The following is a 17,914-nucleotide window of genomic DNA, read 5'->3' as shown; positions in this document are numbered from 1 at the left end:
ACTCGATGTCAGAGGTTCTGGTCCCTGACCAGAACCTTCTTGCTATTTAAAGAATCAACGTTGTTCAGGGAGTGAGTTTGAAGAAAGTCAGCATAATTGATGTTGCCAAAAGAGCCGGAGTTTCCGTCTCTACCGTGTCGCTAGTGCTGCGCCAGAAAGGGAAAATCTCAGAGGCGACCATCGGGAAAGTTCATGCTGCTATTGACGAACTGGGCTACGTGCATAATGTTGCCGCCGCCAATTTACGTTCCCACACGTCAAATATTATCGGACTGATTTTACGTGATTTTAGCGATAGCTTTTCCATCAAAGTGATGGCCAGTATTGTTCAGGAACTGGAAGCCAGGGGCTATATGGTATTCCTTGGGCAACCACAGAACGAACATGAACATCTTGAACGTTGTTTACTTTCCTTCAAGCAACAAGGTGTTGCCGGAGTGATTTATCTGGCTTCCGATGCGCATCGTGAAACCCTCCCCACGCTAATCCGCCAGTGTTCGCTTCCCCTTGTTGTCGCGTCACAAACGCTTATCAAAGATGAGTGCAACCTGGTATTGCGTGACAACCAGCAGGCAGCAAGTCTTGCCACACGTTATTTAATTGAGCGCGGCCATCGTTACATTGCCTATCTCGGTGGCAGAGAAAGTGATCTTATCCGTCAGCAGCGACTGGTTGGTTTTCGCCAGACCCTGGCAAAATTTGGCATTGCTTGTCGTGACGAGTTCACGCCAGCCTGTGACGGTGACACCTGGGCTGCCAGCATGGCAACGCGCCAGTTGCTGGAAAATAACAACGCCATTACCGCCCTGCTCTGCCATTCGCCCGAGGCCATGATTGGCAGCATCAACGGCATACATCAGGTGGGGCGTACCGTCGGGAAAGACGTCTTTCTGACCCAGCAGGTAGCGCTAATTGGTTTTGAAGATATGCTGCATATCAACCTGACCTCTCCTGTTTTCACCTATGTATCTTCCGCCAGTGAAGAAACCGGACGCCAGGCAGCGACCCTGATGATTCGCAAATTAAAAGACCCGGATTTGCAAACCCAAAGAATTGCGCTTTCCGGGCAACTGGTGGTGCGGGAATCGGCGTAAAAGAGATGCTTTCAAATAATTCTTTGCCGAAAGCATCCTTCTTTTACAAGCCAGGGTAAAAGCAATTACAACAACTGCGCCAGTCGGTTGATATCCGACTGAATCGCCCCGGCGGTGACGTCGCGCCCTGCGCCAGGCCCACGGATCACCAGCGGATTATCGCGATACCAGCGGCTTTCGATGGCAAAGACGTTATCGCACGGCAGCAATGATGCCAGCGGATGGTCTTCACGTACCGCTTCCACGCCTACACGCGCTTTGCCGTTGGCATCGAAACGCGCTACGTAGCGCAGCACCAGCCCCATTTCACGGGCCGCTTCCAGCCGTTGCACCATCTGCTCGTTAAGTTCATCGCCATTTTCAAAGAAGTGGTCGATGCTGCCGCCTTCGCAATGGGCAGGCACCAGCGACTCCACGCGTACCTGATCCGGTTCGATGTTGTAACCTGCTTCACGCGCCAGAATCACCAGCTTGCGCATCACGTCTTTGCCAGAGAGATCGTCACGCGGGTCAGGCTCGGTTAAGCCCTGCTGCCAGGCCTGATCCACCAGCTCGGTAAACGGCACGCTACCGTCGAATTGCAGGAACAGCCAGGAGAGCGTGCCGGAGAAGATCCCGCTGATCGACAAAATAGTATCGCCGCTGTCGATCAGATCGCGCACGGTATGGTTGATCGGCAAGCCCGCACCGACGGTGGCATTGTACAGCCAGTGACGCCCGGTTTTTTCGAAGGCGTCGTGGATCTGGCGATATTTATTGCTGTCGCTGGCTCCCGCCAGTTTGTTGGCACTGATGACGTGGAAACCGTGGCTGGCGAAATCGAGATATTGATCAGCAAGCTGCTGGCTGGCGGTAACGTCCAGCACCACTAAATCATCATACGGATGGGCGCGCATCCACAGGAACAGCGACTCTTCATCCTGCTCGACGGCTTCGTCGTTGAAGAAGGCTAACGCGCGGCTGGCGTCCAGCCCTTCGTAGCTCAACAGGCTGCGACGGCTGTCCACCACGCCTGCCAGCACAAATTCAAAGCCGGTGCGTGCCGAGAGCGTACTCTGCTCGCGGGCGAACAGTTCCAGCCAGCGGGAGCCGATATTGCCCTTGCCGAACAGCACCAGGCCGATGCGTTTTTCTGCACGGAAGACGGACTGATGCAGCCCCTGAATCAGGCTTTCGGTTGGTCCGGTGCGCAGTACTGCCACCAGGCTGATGCCGTCATCCGACTGCCAGGTAAACTCGACCGGCTGGCCTTTCAGTTGCTGCCAGAAGCGGTGGCAATGCAGCGGGTTACGGGTGACGCCCGCCCCAACCATCGCCACCAGAGCCAGCCCCTGACGCAGGCGCAGTTCGCCAGGTAATCCCGCTTCGTCGAGGATTTTCAGGGCGCTGTCAGCGACTTCTGAGGTGTAGCAAAATTGCAGCAACTGGCGATCGTTATGCACGCCAACTGCCAGTGGACGCACCTGCGCGCGTTTCAGGATTTGGTCGACCTCTTTATGCGCCAGTTTGAAATCCTGACTGGTAGGCACCTGAAACTCAATTAAACAGACATCATCGTGGCTGGTGACAATACGCGCGCCAGTACCCGAGGCCAGCACGCGTTCAATGCGCGTGGAGCCTTGATCCGGCGTGTAGCTACAGCGCAGTTGCAGGTCGATTTCACTACCGGATACAGGCTGTAAAGTACGGGCATGAAGAACGGGAGCCGCCAGACGCGCCAGTTCGCTGGCTTCATCCAGACGCAGCAATGGCAGCAGGCAGGCATCTTTCACTTTACGCGGGTCGGCGCTATATACCCCGGCGACGTCGCTCCAGATGGTTACACGAGAAACGCCCGCCAACGCACCGATTTGTGTCGCGGAATAGTCGGAACCGTTACGCCCCAGCAGCACCGTTTCACCAGCGTTGTTACGGCTGATAAACCCAGTCACCACCAGACGTTTGCCCGGATGTTGTACCAGTAGCTGTTGCAGCAACGGATAAGAAAGCCCTTCATCAACCTGCGGTTGTGCGGCGCGTTCGGCGCGTAAAAACTCGCGGGCATCAAGCCATGCCGCTGGCAGCCCCTGTTGATTAAGCACCGCAGACATTAAGCGTGCTGACCACACTTCCCCGTGGCCCACCACTTCTGCATACACCGCATCGGTGATACCGCTGTCGAGCAGCGCCGCCAGCCGCTCAAGATCGCTGACAAAAGCGCTAATGAGGCTATCGGCTTCTTCGGCGGGTAACAGGCCGCTAATCAGATCGCACTGATAACGACGCAACGTTTGTTGAACCTGATGCGCAGAGAGACGATCGGTCTGGCTTAGTTTCAACCAGTTAATCAACTGGTTAGTGGTGCTACCGGCGGCGGAAACCACCATCATATCGTCGGGCTGGGAGTACTCAGCCATAATGCCCGCGACACGCAAATAACACTTCACATCAGCCAGACTACTGCCACCAAATTTATGCAGTTGACGACCTTTCGCCCCTGCCTGCGCAATCACACTCATTTTTACCCCTTGTTTGCAGCCCGGAAGCCATTTTCCAGGTCGGCAATTAAATCTTCGCCATCTTCAATACCGGTGGAGATACGCAGCAGCGTCTCGGAGATCCCGGCGGCAGCACGCGCTTCTGGCGCCATGCCTGCATGTGTCATGGTTGCGGCGTGAGAGATTAAACTTTCCACTCCCCCTAACGATTCCGCCAGCGTAAACAACGACAGCCCGCCCAGGAAACGACGCAGCGTCTGCTCATCGCCATCCAGTTCAAAACTCAACATTGCGCCAAAGCCTTTTTGCTGGCGCGCGGCAATTTCATGCCCCTGATTTTCCGGCAGCGACGGGTGATACAGTTTTTTCACCAACGGCTGGGTTTGCAGATATTTCACAATCGCCTGCGCGTTGCGCTGGGCCAGCTCCATACGCGGCACCAGCGTTCGCAACCCGCGCAGTAGCAGATAGCTGTCAAACGCGCCGCCCGTCACGCCAATATTGTTTGCCCACCAGGCAAGTTCAGTGACAACGTCCGGGTCTTTAGCAATCACCACGCCGGCCACCACGTCAGAGTGACCGTTCAGATATTTCGTACATGAATGCAACACCAGATCGGCACCCAATGCCAGCGGATTTTGCAATGCCGGGCTTAAGAAGGTGTTATCCACCACGCTCACCGCCCCGACTTCCCTTGCCAGATGGCAGATTTTCGCAATATCCACGACGCGTAACAATGGATTACTTGGGCTTTCTACCAGCACCAGTTTAGGTTTTTCCGCCAGTGCCGCCTGCAATGACTGCTCATCACCTTGATCAACAAACAGCACGCGATAACAGCCGCGTTTTGCCAGGCTGTCAAACAGGCGATAGCTGCCGCCGTAGCAGTCGTGCGGTGCAACCAGCAGATCGCCAGGTTTCAAAAAGACGGTAGTCACCAGGTGGATCGCGGACATGCCGGTATTAGTAAGCACTGCACCAGCACCGCCTTCCAGTTCTGCCAGCGCACGCTGAACCACATCGCGCGTTGGATTGCCGCGACGCGAGTAATCATGCGCGCGCGGTTCGTTAAATCCGGTAAAGTTATAGGTGCTGGAAAGATGGATCGGTGGGACAACGCAACCATACTGTTCGTCGTCATTTAACCCGCTACGCACTGCGATGGTGGCCTGTTTACGCGTCATGTGATGAAGTTCCCTGGGCTTTGTCGGTGAAATGTCAGCCACCAGAGTAAACATTGTGTTAATGGACGTCAATACATCTGGACATCTAAACTTCTTTGCGTATAGATTGAGCAATTCCCCAATAACCGTTAAAATTACATGCATTATCACGCCGACAGGTGCATTACACGATGTCACGGTAGCGCCTGTACGGTAAACTATGCGGGTTTATGGCCATTACCAACATTAATTGTGTGGTCTGGTTTCAATTTATTGACGAAGAGGATTAAGTATCTCATGGCTGAATGGAGCGGCGAATATATCAGCCCATACGCTGAGCACGGCAAGAAGAGTGAACAAGTCAAAAAGATTACGGTTTCCATTCCTCTTAAGGTGTTAAAAATCCTCACCGATGAACGCACGCGTCGTCAGGTGAACAACCTGCGTCACGCTACCAACAGCGAACTGCTGTGCGAAGCGTTTCTGCATGCCTTTACCGGGCAACCTCTGCCGGATGATGCCGACCTGCGTAAAGAGCGCAGCGACGAAATTCCGGAAGCGGCAAAAGAGATCATGCGTGAGATGGGGATTAACCCGGAGACGTGGGAATACTAATGCTGAAAAAAGCGGTCTGGCGTTAACCAGCCGCTTTTTTTATACATGGACGTTTAACTATGAAAAACAGGCTGCTGATCCTCAGCCTGCTGGTTTCTGTACCTGCCTTTGCCTGGCAACCACAAACCGGCGACATCATCTTTCAGATCTCTCGCTCATCGCAAAGTAAAGCGATCCAACTGGCAACTCATTCCGATTACAGCCACACCGGTATGCTGGTGATACGCAACAAAAAGCATCGGTGATGAAAGTAAGCGAGTGGGCCAATCACATCGTGACTGGCCCTAAAACTTAGCTTTTTTGGGTCTGAAGCTCTGGTTGATACGTCTCAGCATCATTTTGACGTTGTTTTTCCATAGCGATCGCACCAAAGTGCGTTAACGTACAGAAAATGATGCAACAGATAACACCAGCAAGCAGAAGATAAAAACCACCATCCCAACCAACCTCATCGACCATAATACCAAACAGGCTTGTACCAAGCGTCGCTCCAAGAATATAGCTCATGAAACCACGCAAACCGACAGCGGAGCCCACGGCAAAACTGGGAACAATTTCCATTGTCTGAACAGAGGCCAGGAACTGCGGAACATAGATAAGGCAGCCCACGCAAGCAGCGAAAATAGTAATAGAGAGTAGAGAATCGCTTTTCCAGTACCCCAACAGGCAGAAGAAAATCAATACCATACTGATAATCGCTGGCGGCATACGGCGACCATGAAATAATTTATCACTCAACCAGCCAGCAAATAATGTCGTTGGAATAGCCGCCCATTCGAAGATTAAAAATGCCGTACTCATTTCGGTCTTTGTAAAATGCTTCACGCTTAACAAATAAATAGGTAACCAGCTGATAATTCCGAAACGCACCATATAGACAAAAACATCAACGAAAGAGACAAACCAGGCATTCTTATTTTTAAGCACATAGGTACAAAAAATTTGCCAGGCCGTCATATCTTCCGGCGCACGATCATCTTTTGCTTTAATGCTGACGTCGTCCGGAACGATTTCGTTTAATGGCGGCAAACCTTCACTTACCGGTGAACCTTTACCTGACATCAGTACCACGATAGCAATGACAACAGAGACAATCGCTGGAATAACATATGTTGCTATTTTCCAGTGTTCAGTGCCCAGTACGGCAAATGCGCCGCCGACAATCGGAGCAACAATACCACCACCCACGTTGTGCGAAATATTCCAGACCGCGCCGACAATGCCCCGTTCTTTACGAGGAAACCAGTTGGCGATCGTAATAAACGACGGGCCAACACCCATTCCCTGAAAGAAACCATTCAGAATGACAAGTCCTGCAAACATCCAGAATGCGAAACTAAAACCAAGTGCCACGTTAACGAGAGCACAAAGTATTAAACCCACTGCCATATATACTTTAGGATTAGCTTTATCCGCCAGACTGCTCATTATCCCTTTACTAATACCGTAGGCTATCAGCATACAACTGCTTAACAGCCCTATTTGCGTCGCAGAAAGATTGAGCTCTTGTTTTAAATACGGTGTAGAGAGAACAAAGTTATTCCTGACAATGTAATACGAAAGATAACCGATAAATACGCTGAATAACGCCTGCATACGGTAACGATTATAGGTACTTTTCACTTCACTTTCAGGAACCTTATGTGTTGCCACTTTAGGTTTCAATAAAGAAAGCATATATCACCTTCCAGTTCATAGTGTTGTTTAATCAAATAATAATATTCATAGCAATGCTCATTACTACTCTCTGAAGAGTATTTAAAAAGTCTTTGCTTAGTGAGTTTTGAAGATAGTGAAGCAAGAGAGTTTAAGTTACAATACAGGGCAAATGAGTCAAAACTGACTCAAAAAAACAAATTCAATGTTCCATTTCTTTCCCATATTTGATGTTGGAAAATGCAACATGGTTATTATTTAAACCTTAACGTGTTACAACAGGCCCAATTTAAAAAAAATTAGTTTTATTAAAATTTTCATTTTTTGAGTTCAATCACATATTTTGCTTCTATAATCGGGATCATTGAAGATACTTGTTCTTGTTATGCCAGAGAACCATGCTGCACAACATGAAAACCTTCATCACCGCACAACAAAAAGCAGAGTCTGAACACCTTCAGGATATCCGTCGTAACACGCTGATTTGCGCTCAAATTAGGGCCTTTTTTATGGTTTCTGAAGACTGGAACTCCGTCATGATTACTGAGGCGCTAAGTCTGCATCAGGCCACCGCAGATGACCCTATTTACGATAGTGCTTGTTATTACCATCCTCAACGAGTAAAAAATGGGATGAAGCCGCCAATAACAAATTTCATTTTTTACTGCTATACAGTCAGAACCTGAATCTGAGAGCGAAAATGTGGAAATTAACTAATGCACATTTCCGTAACAGTCACTTGCGGATATAGTAATGCTGGTTGCTTGCCGAATTAATGATAATTTACAAATACAAAAACATATGGCTTAAAGTTCGTTGCTTATGTTAACTAATGGATAACAACATGGATTACAGCCCAGGAATTTATCTCTTATTAATGGGATTTTTGACATGATTCGCATTATACAAAGAGCGCTAATCTGTTGGATTTTATATATCAGCGTTGCCTCAGCGCATGAATTAGTGATTGCTACAACGCTTTCTTCGGAAGCGACAGAGCACATTATCAGTCAATGGCAAAAGCAACCACAGGCAACCAAAATCCGTACGCTCAACCGAACCAGTGCATCTATTGAGCGCCTGCTGGAAAATCCATTGGGTGAAAATATTGATCTGGTACTGAGTTCATCCCCGATGTTGCTACAGCGGTTACAAAGTAAAAATCTGCTCCAGCCATTTAATAATCAAATAGAAACAAGTAGAAAGTTAGTACCGGAATCCATTCGTTCAACCACCGTTGCTGTTGCCATATCGGGCTACGGCATTCTTATCAATGTGGCGCATCTGGAAGACAAAAAAGAGCCGGTGCCAACGTCATGGCAGGAATTAAGTAAGTCGCGTTATCAAGGAACGCTATTAATGAGCAGTCCTTCTCGTTCAGATACTACTCATCTGATGATTGAAGATCTTCTGCAGCAACAAGGATGGAGTAGCGGTTGGAGTACACTACTGAAAATAGGCGGTAATCTCGCCACCATTTCATCACGTAGCTTCGGCGTAGCAAATAAGATCAGTACAGGACTGGGGGACGCTGGTCCGGTAATCGACAATTACGCTAACGTACTGCTTAATAATTCAACTTTACGTTTCAGCTATTTCCCCAACTCGCGCGCAGCGCCTATGTTTATTGCCATTACAGAAGGCAGTAATCATCCACAAGAGGCGGGACGTTTTATTGATTTCTTGTTGAGTCCGGAAGGTCAGCAAGCACTGAGCGATTCTGATTCAGGGAAGTATCCGGTATATCCTCTGCCCTCCGGCACTCCACTCGCTGACCAACAAATGCGGTTATTTGCATCTCCTTCGCTTGATTACCCGTTGATCATGCAACGCCAAAAGCTCGTGCAATTGTTATTTGATTATGCGATTACTTTTCGCCTTACCGAGCTTCAGAAAAGCTGGAAAGCATTATATGCCGCAGAACATCGGCTTAAGCGGACATTGCCAGAGATGCGCGCACTATTAACCGCGGTTCCCGTTACTCCGCAACAGTCTGTTAATCCTACATATCTACAGCAATTCGAACTGCAATCAGGTTTTCGTGAAGCCCAGATTATGGCATGGCAGCAGTTTTTCCTGCAGCAGCAGCAATTAGTGAATACGCAACTTGAGTCATTAAAGTGAAACAACTACATACTATCGGGACGAGCTTGCGTCTCGCCTTTGTTTTTAGTGCCGTTCTTACGCTATTCGTTAGTGTAGTTAGCCTTTATTCCTGGCATGAACAAAATTCCCAGGTTCGCTACGCACTTGACGATTATTTCCCACGAATTCAGGCTTCATTTCTTTTTGAAGAAAACCTTACGGCATTGGTAAATGAATTCAATGAACTACAACAGACAACCAACACCGATAGCCGCCTTCAGGTAAGAGAGCAAATTGAACAACGGCTACAAAAAATTCAGTCAATTAATCCCCATCTTGATTCAGTACATCAAAGTGCGCTTAACCAACAGGTCGCCAGTAGTCGCAAATTGCTGAGTAATCTCGATAAAGCATTAAATGAACATAATAAGGAAAACGGAAAACTCGACGTTATCTCTTCAAGAGTTAACTGGTTGCATGACGATTTCAATAATGAACTCAACTCCCTGACTCAGGATTTAAGTTGGCAACAATCATCATTGCTCAATCAACTCAGCCAACGGAAAGATCTTCACGAAAACCAGGGGTTGCAAAATGCACTGCAATCTATTCAAAACGAGTTGCAGCTCGTTTTCGAACTCTCACATATAGAAACTGAAATCGTCAGTACCTTAAAGGAGATGCTTAACACGCATAACAATGATACCGAGTCGTTAAGACAACATATTCAATACCTGGATTTTTTGAAGCATAGCATTGACGAAAATGTGCGGTCGTTAGCTTCTTATTCCAGCACTATTACATTACACCAGACAGTTTATTCCCTGTGGGAACTGGGTACACAGAAAAATTATCTACCCGAAACTCTGGCCGCCTGGCAGCAGGCTCAACAGACCCTTATGAATACCATCAGGGATAAAGAGCGTGTATTTACGCAAATACGTGGCCAATTAGAAACGCAACTGGGTAATAGCCATCAACAGCTACAAACTTTCAATCTGCGATTAGAAAAAATAATGCAAATTAGTGGACTACTGATTTTTGCCGCTATGGTGACGGCCTTACTGTTCGTTATTCTGGTGAATTACTTCTACATTCGGCCAAGAATGATCCGCCGTTTTCGCTTACTGAATGATGCCGTCGTCAAATTAAGTAACGGTGAACTCGATGCAGATATTCCAGTCTCCGGCAATGATGAGCTTGGTAGAATTGCCAACCTACTCCGCCAGACGATAGAGCAAATTAATCAGCAGCAACGTCAACTGGGGCAGGAAATCTGTGATCGAATCGCGACAGAAAAAAATCTGCGAACAGCACAAAGTGAATTGATCCAAACCGCCAAACTGGCCGTAGTCGGGCAGACAATGACAACACTGGCACATGAAATCAATCAACCGCTTAATGCATTATCTATGTACCTGTTCAGCGCCAATCGCGCTATAGAGCAACAAGACGCTGGTTTGGCGAAAAACTATATCGTTACGATGCGATCGCTGGTTGAGCGCATGGATAATATCGTTAAACGACTGCGAAACTTCGCCCGCCGCCGCGATAGTGAACTCGTAGGTGGAGCAATTAATTTACAGCAGGTAATTTATTCATCCTGGGAGCTTCTGGCATTGAAACATCGGCCACTGAAAGCATCTCTTCACTACCCGGATAATTTTCCTGCCGTTTATGGCGATGATGTTTTGATTCAACAAGTTTTAGTTAATTTATTTACGAATGCCCTGGAAGCCAGTCAGGAAAAACCGCCCACAATAACCATTAACTTTGAAGAAGAAGACACCACGTTAACGCTCTATATTGCTGATAATGGAAAAGGCTGGCCAGTGCTTCTGGCTGATCGACTATTAACACCATTTACGACTGACAAAGCTGTAGGTTTAGGTATTGGTCTTTCGATTAGTCATTCTATTATGCGTCAGTGCCAGGGAGAGCTATATATCGCGTCTACCCTCGACCGCCATGCGTTGGTTATTCTATGTTTCAGGAAACTTTAAGCATGACAGATACAACTCCAACAATACTGCTCATTGATGACGACAATGATGTTCTGCAAGCCTACAGTTCTCTCTTACAGCAAGAGGGTTATACCGTATGTACCTGTAGCAATCCTTCAGAAGCGCTGCAATTGCTGCAAGATACCTGGGAAGGAATCGTGGTATGCGACGTTTGCATGCCGGATATTTCAGGCATTATGCTGCTGGAAAAAATAATGCTGATTGATCCTAATCTTCCCATTCTGATGATCACCGGCCACGGCGATGTCCCAATGGCCGTTGAAGCGGTAAAAAAAGGAGCGTGGGATTTCCTGCAAAAACCGATCAATCCGGAACAATTTTTATCGCTTATCGAAAAAGCGCTGGCAGAGCGTGAAGATTATCTGGAACAAAAAAAATGGCGACGAGCGCAATTTAATCGGCACTTAATTGGTAACAGTGGCTGGGTTCGTCAGACACGTCAGCAGCTTGAAACTCTGGCAGAAACCGATCTTCCCGTCTGTTTTTACGGCGAACCTGGAACCGGCAGAACATTAGCCGCCCATTATCTTCACCAATTTAGTTCTCGCAAGGAAAGGCCTTTAATTGAACGCACACTCAGCGCTAATAGTCAGCAACCGCTGGAAGAATGGGTGGAAGAAGCCAAAGGTGGCACGCTGTTATTAAAAGAACTTGAATATTTAACGCAAGAAAATCAGCGTCTCTTGATTCAACTCCAGGAACGCCCACAGGATCGGTCGTTTCGTCTGATTGTTGTTAATCAAAGCCCTCTGGCTGCACTTGCCGCCACACAAAAAATTATTCCCGCATTGTATTTTCTTTTTTCACTTACCCACATCGAATGCCCACCGCTAAGTCAACGCCCGGGGGATATTGAGCCTATTTTTCACCATTATCTAACTCTCACCTGTAAACGATTAAATCGCCAACAACCGCTGCTGGGGAAAACGTTTTATAAGCGACTGATGGCGCGAACCTGGCCCGGTAATATCATTGAATTAATAAATGCAGCAGAATTGGTGGCTGTGGGTGTTTTAATGCTGGACGACTCAGTCAGTTTGCAGATGATGGATGCTGATCCAACACCACTTGATGAACGTGTAGAAAGCTATGAAAGACAAATAATTATTGATGCACTCAACTTCTTCCAGGGACGTATCAACGACGTTGCCGATTACTTTCAGATCCCCAGAAAAAAACTGTATTTGCGCATGAAAAAATACGATATTGATAAAATGGATTTTCGCGATGTAAAGGAAAGATAACAATCCAATACGTTATCCTGCTAATGAAAGTTTTCAGGCACAAAAAAAGCGCCGTTCGGCGCTTTTTTCGGAAATCCGGTCTTATTTGCTGCCCGGGATGTTGAAACGCTTGTTGAAGCGGTCAACACGGCCACCGGTAGCAACATCACGCTGTTTGCCAGTGAAGAACGGGTGGCACTTGCTGCACACGTCGAGGTTCAGATCATGACCAACGGTGGAGCGGATTTTCATTACGTTACCGCAAGAGCAGCTAGCAGTAATTTCTTCGTATTTCGGGTGAATATCTTTTTTCATGGGAAAACCTCGGTTTAAGGCCGCGTCGCTCTTCCAGCCCTAACGCCAGACACCACGCGATGTTTAAAGTATAGTTTCAATACGATCATTTCGTATCAAAGGCGCCGAATCATACAGAAATTAACCAGCGTATGCAAACTGATCCGCACTCCTCTACCGCAATGTGTATACTGTTCCACCGAATTTCAAGTCAGGATGATGCTATGCCCGTTGCCCACGTTGCCTTGCCCGTTCCGCTTCCCCGCACCTTTGACTATCTCCTGCCAGAAGGCATGACTGTTAAAGCCGGGTGTCGCGTGCGCGTGCCGTTTGGCAAACAGCAGGAGCGCATCGGGATTGTCGTGTCAGTTACCGACGTCAGCGAGTTGCCGCTCAACGAACTGAAAACCGTAGTAGAAGTGCTGGACAGTGAACCCGTTTTTTCCAGTTCCGTTTGGCGCTTACTGCTTTGGGCGGCGGATTACTATCATCATCCAATTGGCGATGTATTGTTTCATGCCTTGCCGATTTTATTGCGCCAGGGGCGGCCTGCGGCGAACGCGCCCATGTGGTACTGGTTTGCTACCGAACAAGGTCAGGCGGTGGATATCAACAGCCTGAAACGTTCGCCTAAGCAACAACAGGCGCTGGCGGCGTTGCGACAAGGGAAAATCTGGCGTGACCAGGTAGCGGAACTTGAATTCAACGATGCCGCACTACAGGCGCTGCGCAAAAAAGGTCTTTGCGAGCTGGCAAGCGAAACGCCGGAATTTAGCGACTGGCGAACGAACTATGCTGTTACTGGCGAACGTCTACGGCTGAATACCGAACAAGCCACCGCCGTTGGCGCAATTCATAGCGCGGCGGATACTTTTTCTGCCTGGCTGCTGGCGGGCGTTACCGGTTCCGGTAAAACAGAGGTTTATTTGAGCGTGCTGGAAAACGTGCTCGCTCAGGGCAAGCAGGCGCTGGTGATGGTGCCGGAAATCGGCCTGACACCCCAGACGATCGCCCGTTTTCGTGAACGGTTTAATGCGCCAGTGGAAGTTCTGCATTCCGGCCTGAATGACAGTGAGCGCCTTTCGGCCTGGCTGAAAGCGAAAAATGGCGAGGCGGCGATTGTGATTGGCACCCGTTCCGCACTGTTTACACCGTTTAAAAATCTCGGTGTGATTGTTATCGATGAAGAGCACGATAGTTCCTACAAGCAGCAGGAAGGCTGGCGCTATCATGCCCGCGACCTGGCGGTATATCGCGCGCACAGCGAGAAAATCCCGATAATTCTCGGTTCGGCAACACCCGCGCTGGAAACGTTATGCAACGTGCAGCAGAAAAAATACCGCCTGCTGCGTCTGACACGTCGGGCGGGTAATGCGCGTCCGGCAATTCAACATGTACTGGATTTAAAAGGTCAGAAGGTGCAGGCGGGGCTGGCTCCGGCGTTAATCACCCGTATGCGCCAGCATTTGCAGGCCGATAACCAGGTCATTCTCTTTCTTAACCGCCGTGGTTTTGCGCCTGCACTGCTGTGCCACGACTGCGGCTGGATTGCCGAATGTCCACGTTGCGATCACTACTACACGTTGCATCAGGCGCAGCAGCATTTGCGCTGCCATCATTGCGACAGTCAGCGTCCAGTACCGCGCCAGTGTCCGTCCTGCGGCTCTACCCATCTGGTGCCGGTGGGTCTGGGAACAGAACAACTTGAACAGACGTTAGCGCCGCTTTTCCCTGGTGTAGCCATTTCACGTATCGACCGCGATACCACCAGCCGTAAAGGCGCGCTGGAGCAGCAACTGGCAGAAGTGCATCGCGGCGGCGCGCGAATTTTGATTGGCACGCAAATGCTGGCGAAAGGTCACCATTTCCCGGATGTAACGCTGGTTGCATTACTGGACGTGGACGGCGCGCTGTTTTCTGCCGATTTTCGCTCGGCGGAGCGTTTTGCCCAGCTATACACCCAGGTGGCAGGCCGTGCCGGACGCGCAGGTAAACAAGGCGAAGTGGTGCTGCAAACGCACCATCCGGAACATCCTCTCTTACAAACCTTGCTGTATAAAGGTTATGACGCTTTTGCGGAACAGGCGTTGGCCGAGCGGCGAATGATGCAACTGCCGCCGTGGACCAGCCATGTGATTGTGCGCGCGGAGGATCATAACAATCAGCACGCGCCGCTGTTCCTGCAACAGTTGCGTAATCTGCTTCTCTCCAGCCCATTGGCGGATGACAAATTGTGGGTTCTCGGCCCGGTTCCGGCGCTGGCGCCTAAACGCGGCGGTCGCTGGCGCTGGCAAATCTTGTTGCAGCACCCTTCCCGCGTGCGTTTACAACACATCATCAATGGCACACTGGCGCTTATCAATACCATACCGGATTCACGCAAAGTGAAATGGGTGCTGGATGTTGATCCCATTGAGGGGTAAACCACTCACGATGCGAGGCGGATCGAAAAATTAAATATTCATCACACTTTTCATGAAAATTCTGTAACCGTTTTCACGCACTATCTGCTAAAAATGTTGCCGATATGAAGTAAACATGGATGTAGTACGCCTGACGTGCCAGGCGAGGAGTGAGTGTGAAAGCGAAGAAGCAGGAAACTGCCGCAACAATGAAAGACGTTGCCCTGAAGGCAAAAGTCTCTACAGCGACCGTCTCCCGAGCATTAATGAATCCAGATAAAGTCTCCCTGGCCACCCGTAATCGGGTTGAAAAAGCAGCCCGGGAAGTGGGTTATTTTCCGCAGCCAATGGGGCGTAACGCTAAGCGTAATGAATCCCGAACGATTCTGGTGATTGTCCCGGATATCTGCGACCCCTTCTTTAGCGAAATTATTCGCGGTATCGAAGTCACGGCGGCAAGTCATGGATATCTGGTTCTGATTGGCGACTGCGCACACCAAAATCAGCAGGAAAAGACCTTTATCGACTTGATCATCACCAAACAAATTGATGGCATGTTGCTGCTGGGTTCAAGGCTGCCGTTTGATGCAAGCATAGAGGAACAACGTAATCTGCCGCCGATGGTGATGGCGAACGAATTCGCACCAGAGCTGGAACTGCCTACGGTTCATATCGACAACCTGACCGCTGCCTTTGATGCCGTAAATTATCTGTATGAACAAGGGCATAAACTGATTGGCTGTATTGCCGGCCCCGAAGAGATGCCATTGTGTCACTACCGTCTACAAGGCTACGTGCAGGCACTGCGTCGCTGCGGCATTATGGTTGATCCGCAATATATCGCCCGGGGCGACTTCACCTTCGAAGCCGGAAGTAAAGCCATGCAACAGCTGCTCGACCTTCCGCAACCGCCAACTGCCGTCTTCTGTCATAGCGATGTCATGGCGCTCGGCGCACTTTCTCAGGCGAAACGCCAGGGGCTGAAAGTCCCTGACGACCTTTCCATAATCGGTTTTGACAACATCGACCTGACACAATTTTGCGATCCGCCGCTGACAACCATTGCACAGCCGCGCTACGAAATTGGTCGGGAAGCTATGCTGTTACTGCTTGATCAAATGCAGGGGCAAACGGTCGGAAGCGGCTCACGTTTAATGGACTGCGAGCTTATTATCCGGGGATCGACGCGCACGTTATCTTAAAGTAAACCTTTAAGGCTTCCGTGACTGGTCAAAGGCCCGCCGCTTAAGTAACATGGCGGGCTGACGAACGAATAAATACAGCGAAACGATAGTGGCACAACGAGATTATGTACGCCGCAGCCAACCGGCACCTTCGCGGCGAAAAAAGAGCACCTCACGGAAAAAGCAACGAAATATGCCTGCGGTTTCTCCCGCAATGGTCGCTATTGCTGCAGCCGTTCTTGTGACCTTTATCGGGGGTCTGTACTTCATTACGCACCACAAGAAAGAAGAGTCTGAGACGCTGCAAAGCCAGAAAGTGACCGGAAACGGACTACCTCCGAAACCGGAAGAACGTTGGCGCTACATTAAAGAGCTGGAAAGTCGCCAGCCGGGCGTACGTGCGCCAACAGAACCGTCTGCTGGCGGCGAAGTGAAAACGCCGGATCAGCTGACTCCGGAGCAGCGCCAGCTTCTTGAACAAATGCAGGCTGATATGCGTCAGCAACCAACGCAGCTTGCCGAAGTCCCGTGGAATGAGCAGACACCGGCACAGCGCCAGCAAACGCTGCAACGCCAGCGTCAGGCGCAGCAGTTAGCGGAACAGCAACGCCTGGCTCAGCAGTCGCGTACGACCGAGCAAAGCTGGCAGCAACAGACGCGTACGTCGCAAGCCGCGCCGGTACAAGCGCAACCGCGCCAGTCTAAACCGGCTTCTACCCAGCAACCGTACCAGGATCTGCTGCAAACGCCTGCGCATACAACCTCGCAGCCGAAGCCACAGCAGGCCGCACCAGTAGCACGCGCGGCTGAAGCGCCAAAACCAACAGCGGAGAAGAAAGATGAACGTCGCTGGATGGTTCAGTGCGGTTCATTTAAAGGTGCTGAACAGGCTGAGACTGTACGTGCGCAGTTGGCTTTCGAAGGCTTTGACTCGAAGATTACCACCAACAATGGCTGGAATCGTGTGGTCATCGGGCCGGTGAAAGGCAAAGAGAACGCTGACAACACCCTCAATCGTTTGAAGATGGCAGGCCATACAAACTGCATTCGGCTCGCCACCGGGGGTTGAAACCCTCAAAATCTCCCCCATCTATACTTGCATTATGCCCCGCACAATTGTGCGGGGCTTGAATTCTGTATTCCTAACCAAGGGGTCTGCTCGTGACAACTATAGTAAGCGTACGCCGTAATGGCCACGTAGTAATCGCCGGTGATGGTCAGGCCACACTGGGTAACACCGTAATGAAAGGCAACGTTAAAAAAGTTCGCCGCCTGTATAACGATAAAGTAATCGCAGGCTTTGCCGGCGGCACGGCGGATGCCTTCACGCTGTTCGAACTGTTTGAACGTAAACTGGAAATGCATCAGGGCCATCTGGTTAAAGCGGCAGTTGAGCTGGCAAAAGACTGGCGTACCGATCGCATGTTGCGCAAACTTGAAGCACTGCTGGCGGTCGCGGACGAAACTGCATCGCTGATCATCACCGGTAACGGTGACGTGGTGCAGCCAGAAAACGATCTTATTGCTATCGGCTCCGGCGGCCCTTACGCCCAGGCTGCGGCACGCGCTCTGTTAGAAAACACAGAACTTAGCGCCCGTGAAATTGCTGAAAAGGCGTTGGATATTGCAGGCGATATTTGCATCTATACCAACCATTTCCATACCATCGAAGAATTAAGCTACAAAGCGTAAGGATC

14 protein-coding genes and 1 pseudogene are annotated in these 17,914 nt (G+C 49.7%); 11 read left to right on the top strand and 4 right to left on the bottom strand.

The window, feature by feature from the left end; translation table 11 throughout:
- The first annotated feature begins 77 nt into the window (after nucleotides 1-77).
- A complete protein-coding gene (gene malI / locus FEK50_RS01145) occupies nucleotides 78-1,094 on the top strand; it encodes a Mal regulon transcriptional regulator MalI (RefSeq protein ID WP_131161575.1) in 1,017 nt (338 codons plus the stop codon).
- Nucleotides 1,095-1,159: 65 nt separating this feature from the next.
- Here the strand turns inward: malI and metL are convergent, their stop codons facing one another.
- Both metL and metB read right to left on the bottom strand, forming a co-directional pair.
- Nucleotides 1,160-3,592: a bifunctional aspartate kinase/homoserine dehydrogenase II gene (gene metL / locus FEK50_RS01140; protein WP_131161574.1), complete on the bottom strand. Its 2,433-nt coding sequence runs from the start codon at nucleotides 3,590-3,592 to the stop codon at nucleotides 1,160-1,162.
- A gap of 2 nt (nucleotides 3,593-3,594) precedes the next feature.
- A complete protein-coding gene (gene metB / locus FEK50_RS01135) occupies nucleotides 3,595-4,755 on the bottom strand; it encodes a cystathionine gamma-synthase (protein WP_131161573.1) in 1,161 nt (386 codons plus the stop codon).
- A 276-nt stretch (nucleotides 4,756-5,031) separates the two neighbouring features.
- On the opposite strand from metB, the gene metJ reads away from it, so the two are divergent.
- Together metJ and FEK50_RS01125 are read left to right on the top strand one after the other, a co-directional pair.
- A complete protein-coding gene (gene metJ, locus FEK50_RS01130; RefSeq protein WP_000852812.1) occupies nucleotides 5,032-5,349 on the top strand; it encodes a met regulon transcriptional regulator MetJ in 318 nt (105 codons plus the stop codon).
- Nucleotides 5,350-5,408: 59 nt separating this feature from the next.
- A pseudogene (locus FEK50_RS01125) lies at nucleotides 5,409-5,585 on the top strand (YiiX/YebB-like N1pC/P60 family cysteine hydrolase); the annotation flags it as partial.
- A gap of 55 nt (nucleotides 5,586-5,640) precedes the next feature.
- Here the strand turns inward: FEK50_RS01125 and FEK50_RS01120 are convergent.
- Nucleotides 5,641-7,026, bottom strand: coding sequence for an MFS transporter (locus FEK50_RS01120; RefSeq protein WP_130206592.1), 1,386 nt, complete (start codon nucleotides 7,024-7,026; stop codon nucleotides 5,641-5,643).
- Nucleotides 7,027-7,415: 389 nt separating this feature from the next.
- Here FEK50_RS01120 and FEK50_RS01115 point away from each other — a divergent pair, with 389 nt between their 5' ends.
- The 4 genes from FEK50_RS01115 (at nucleotide 7,416) to FEK50_RS01100 (ending at nucleotide 12,358) form a co-directional block, all read left to right on the top strand.
- Nucleotides 7,416-7,691, top strand: coding sequence for a hypothetical protein (locus tag FEK50_RS01115; protein WP_131161572.1), 276 nt, complete (start codon nucleotides 7,416-7,418; stop codon nucleotides 7,689-7,691).
- A 205-nt stretch (nucleotides 7,692-7,896) separates the two neighbouring features.
- A complete protein-coding gene (locus FEK50_RS01110) occupies nucleotides 7,897-9,129 on the top strand; it encodes an ABC transporter substrate-binding protein (protein WP_131161571.1) in 1,233 nt (410 codons plus the stop codon).
- Nucleotides 9,126-11,093, top strand: coding sequence for an ATP-binding protein (locus FEK50_RS01105; RefSeq protein ID WP_131161570.1), 1,968 nt, complete (start codon nucleotides 9,126-9,128; stop codon nucleotides 11,091-11,093). Before FEK50_RS01110 ends, FEK50_RS01105 begins: the two co-directional genes overlap by 4 nt.
- 2 nt (nucleotides 11,094-11,095) lie before the next feature.
- Nucleotides 11,096-12,358: a sigma-54 dependent transcriptional regulator gene (locus FEK50_RS01100; RefSeq protein ID WP_131161569.1), complete on the top strand. Its 1,263-nt coding sequence runs from the start codon at nucleotides 11,096-11,098 to the stop codon at nucleotides 12,356-12,358.
- An 81-nt stretch (nucleotides 12,359-12,439) separates the two neighbouring features.
- Here FEK50_RS01100 and rpmE read toward each other — a convergent pair whose 3' ends face one another.
- On the bottom strand, nucleotides 12,440-12,652 hold the full coding sequence (rpmE, locus tag FEK50_RS01095) for a 50S ribosomal protein L31 (RefSeq protein ID WP_000710769.1): 213 nt from the start codon (nucleotides 12,650-12,652) through the stop codon (nucleotides 12,440-12,442).
- 203 nt (nucleotides 12,653-12,855) lie between these two features.
- Between rpmE and priA the strand changes: the two genes are divergently transcribed.
- The 4 genes from priA to hslV all read left to right on the top strand — a co-directional run bounded on the left by priA (nucleotide 12,856) and on the right by hslV (nucleotide 17,909).
- The gene (gene priA / locus FEK50_RS01090) at nucleotides 12,856-15,054 is read left to right on the top strand and encodes a primosomal protein N' (RefSeq protein WP_131161568.1); all 2,199 of its coding nucleotides are present in this window, start codon (nucleotides 12,856-12,858) and stop codon (nucleotides 15,052-15,054) included.
- Nucleotides 15,055-15,209: 155 nt separating this feature from the next.
- Nucleotides 15,210-16,235, top strand: a complete 1,026-nt coding sequence (cytR, locus tag FEK50_RS01085; protein ID WP_130206604.1) for a DNA-binding transcriptional regulator CytR — start codon at nucleotides 15,210-15,212, stop codon at nucleotides 16,233-16,235.
- Between the two features lie 91 nt (nucleotides 16,236-16,326).
- Nucleotides 16,327-17,286 (top strand): cell division protein FtsN, encoded by a 960-nt coding sequence (ftsN, locus tag FEK50_RS01080; RefSeq protein ID WP_131161567.1) that lies wholly within the window; start codon nucleotides 16,327-16,329, stop codon nucleotides 17,284-17,286.
- 92 nt (nucleotides 17,287-17,378) lie between these two features.
- Nucleotides 17,379-17,909, top strand: coding sequence for an ATP-dependent protease subunit HslV (gene hslV, locus FEK50_RS01075; protein WP_000208242.1), 531 nt, complete (start codon nucleotides 17,379-17,381; stop codon nucleotides 17,907-17,909).
- Nucleotides 17,910-17,914 lie beyond the last annotated feature (5 nt).

The sequence above is a fragment of the Escherichia sp. E2586 genome (assembly GCF_005781105.1).
Classification (GTDB): domain Bacteria; phylum Pseudomonadota; class Gammaproteobacteria; order Enterobacterales; family Enterobacteriaceae; genus Escherichia.
This window is presented reverse-complemented; position numbering and strand designations above follow the sequence as displayed.

Bases quoted from the DNA above. Each gene is read 5' to 3' on its own strand.
- metL (WP_131161574.1), bottom strand. From the start codon at position 3,592: ATGAGTGTGATTGCGCAGGCAGGGGCGAAAGGTCGTCAACTGCATAAA.
- metB (WP_131161573.1), bottom strand. From the start codon at position 4,755: ATGACGCGTAAACAGGCCACCATCGCAGTGCGTAGCGGGTTAAATGAC.
- metJ (WP_000852812.1), top strand. From the start codon at position 5,032: ATGGCTGAATGGAGCGGCGAATATATCAGCCCATACGCTGAGCACGGC.
- FEK50_RS01120 (WP_130206592.1), bottom strand. From the start codon at position 7,026: ATGCTTTCTTTATTGAAACCTAAAGTGGCAACACATAAGGTTCCTGAA.
- FEK50_RS01115 (WP_131161572.1), top strand. From the start codon at position 7,416: ATGAAAACCTTCATCACCGCACAACAAAAAGCAGAGTCTGAACACCTT.
- FEK50_RS01110 (WP_131161571.1), top strand. From the start codon at position 7,897: ATGATTCGCATTATACAAAGAGCGCTAATCTGTTGGATTTTATATATC.
- FEK50_RS01100 (WP_131161569.1), top strand. From the start codon at position 11,096: ATGACAGATACAACTCCAACAATACTGCTCATTGATGACGACAATGAT.
- rpmE (WP_000710769.1), bottom strand. From the start codon at position 12,652: ATGAAAAAAGATATTCACCCGAAATACGAAGAAATTACTGCTAGCTGC.
- priA (WP_131161568.1), top strand. From the start codon at position 12,856: ATGCCCGTTGCCCACGTTGCCTTGCCCGTTCCGCTTCCCCGCACCTTT.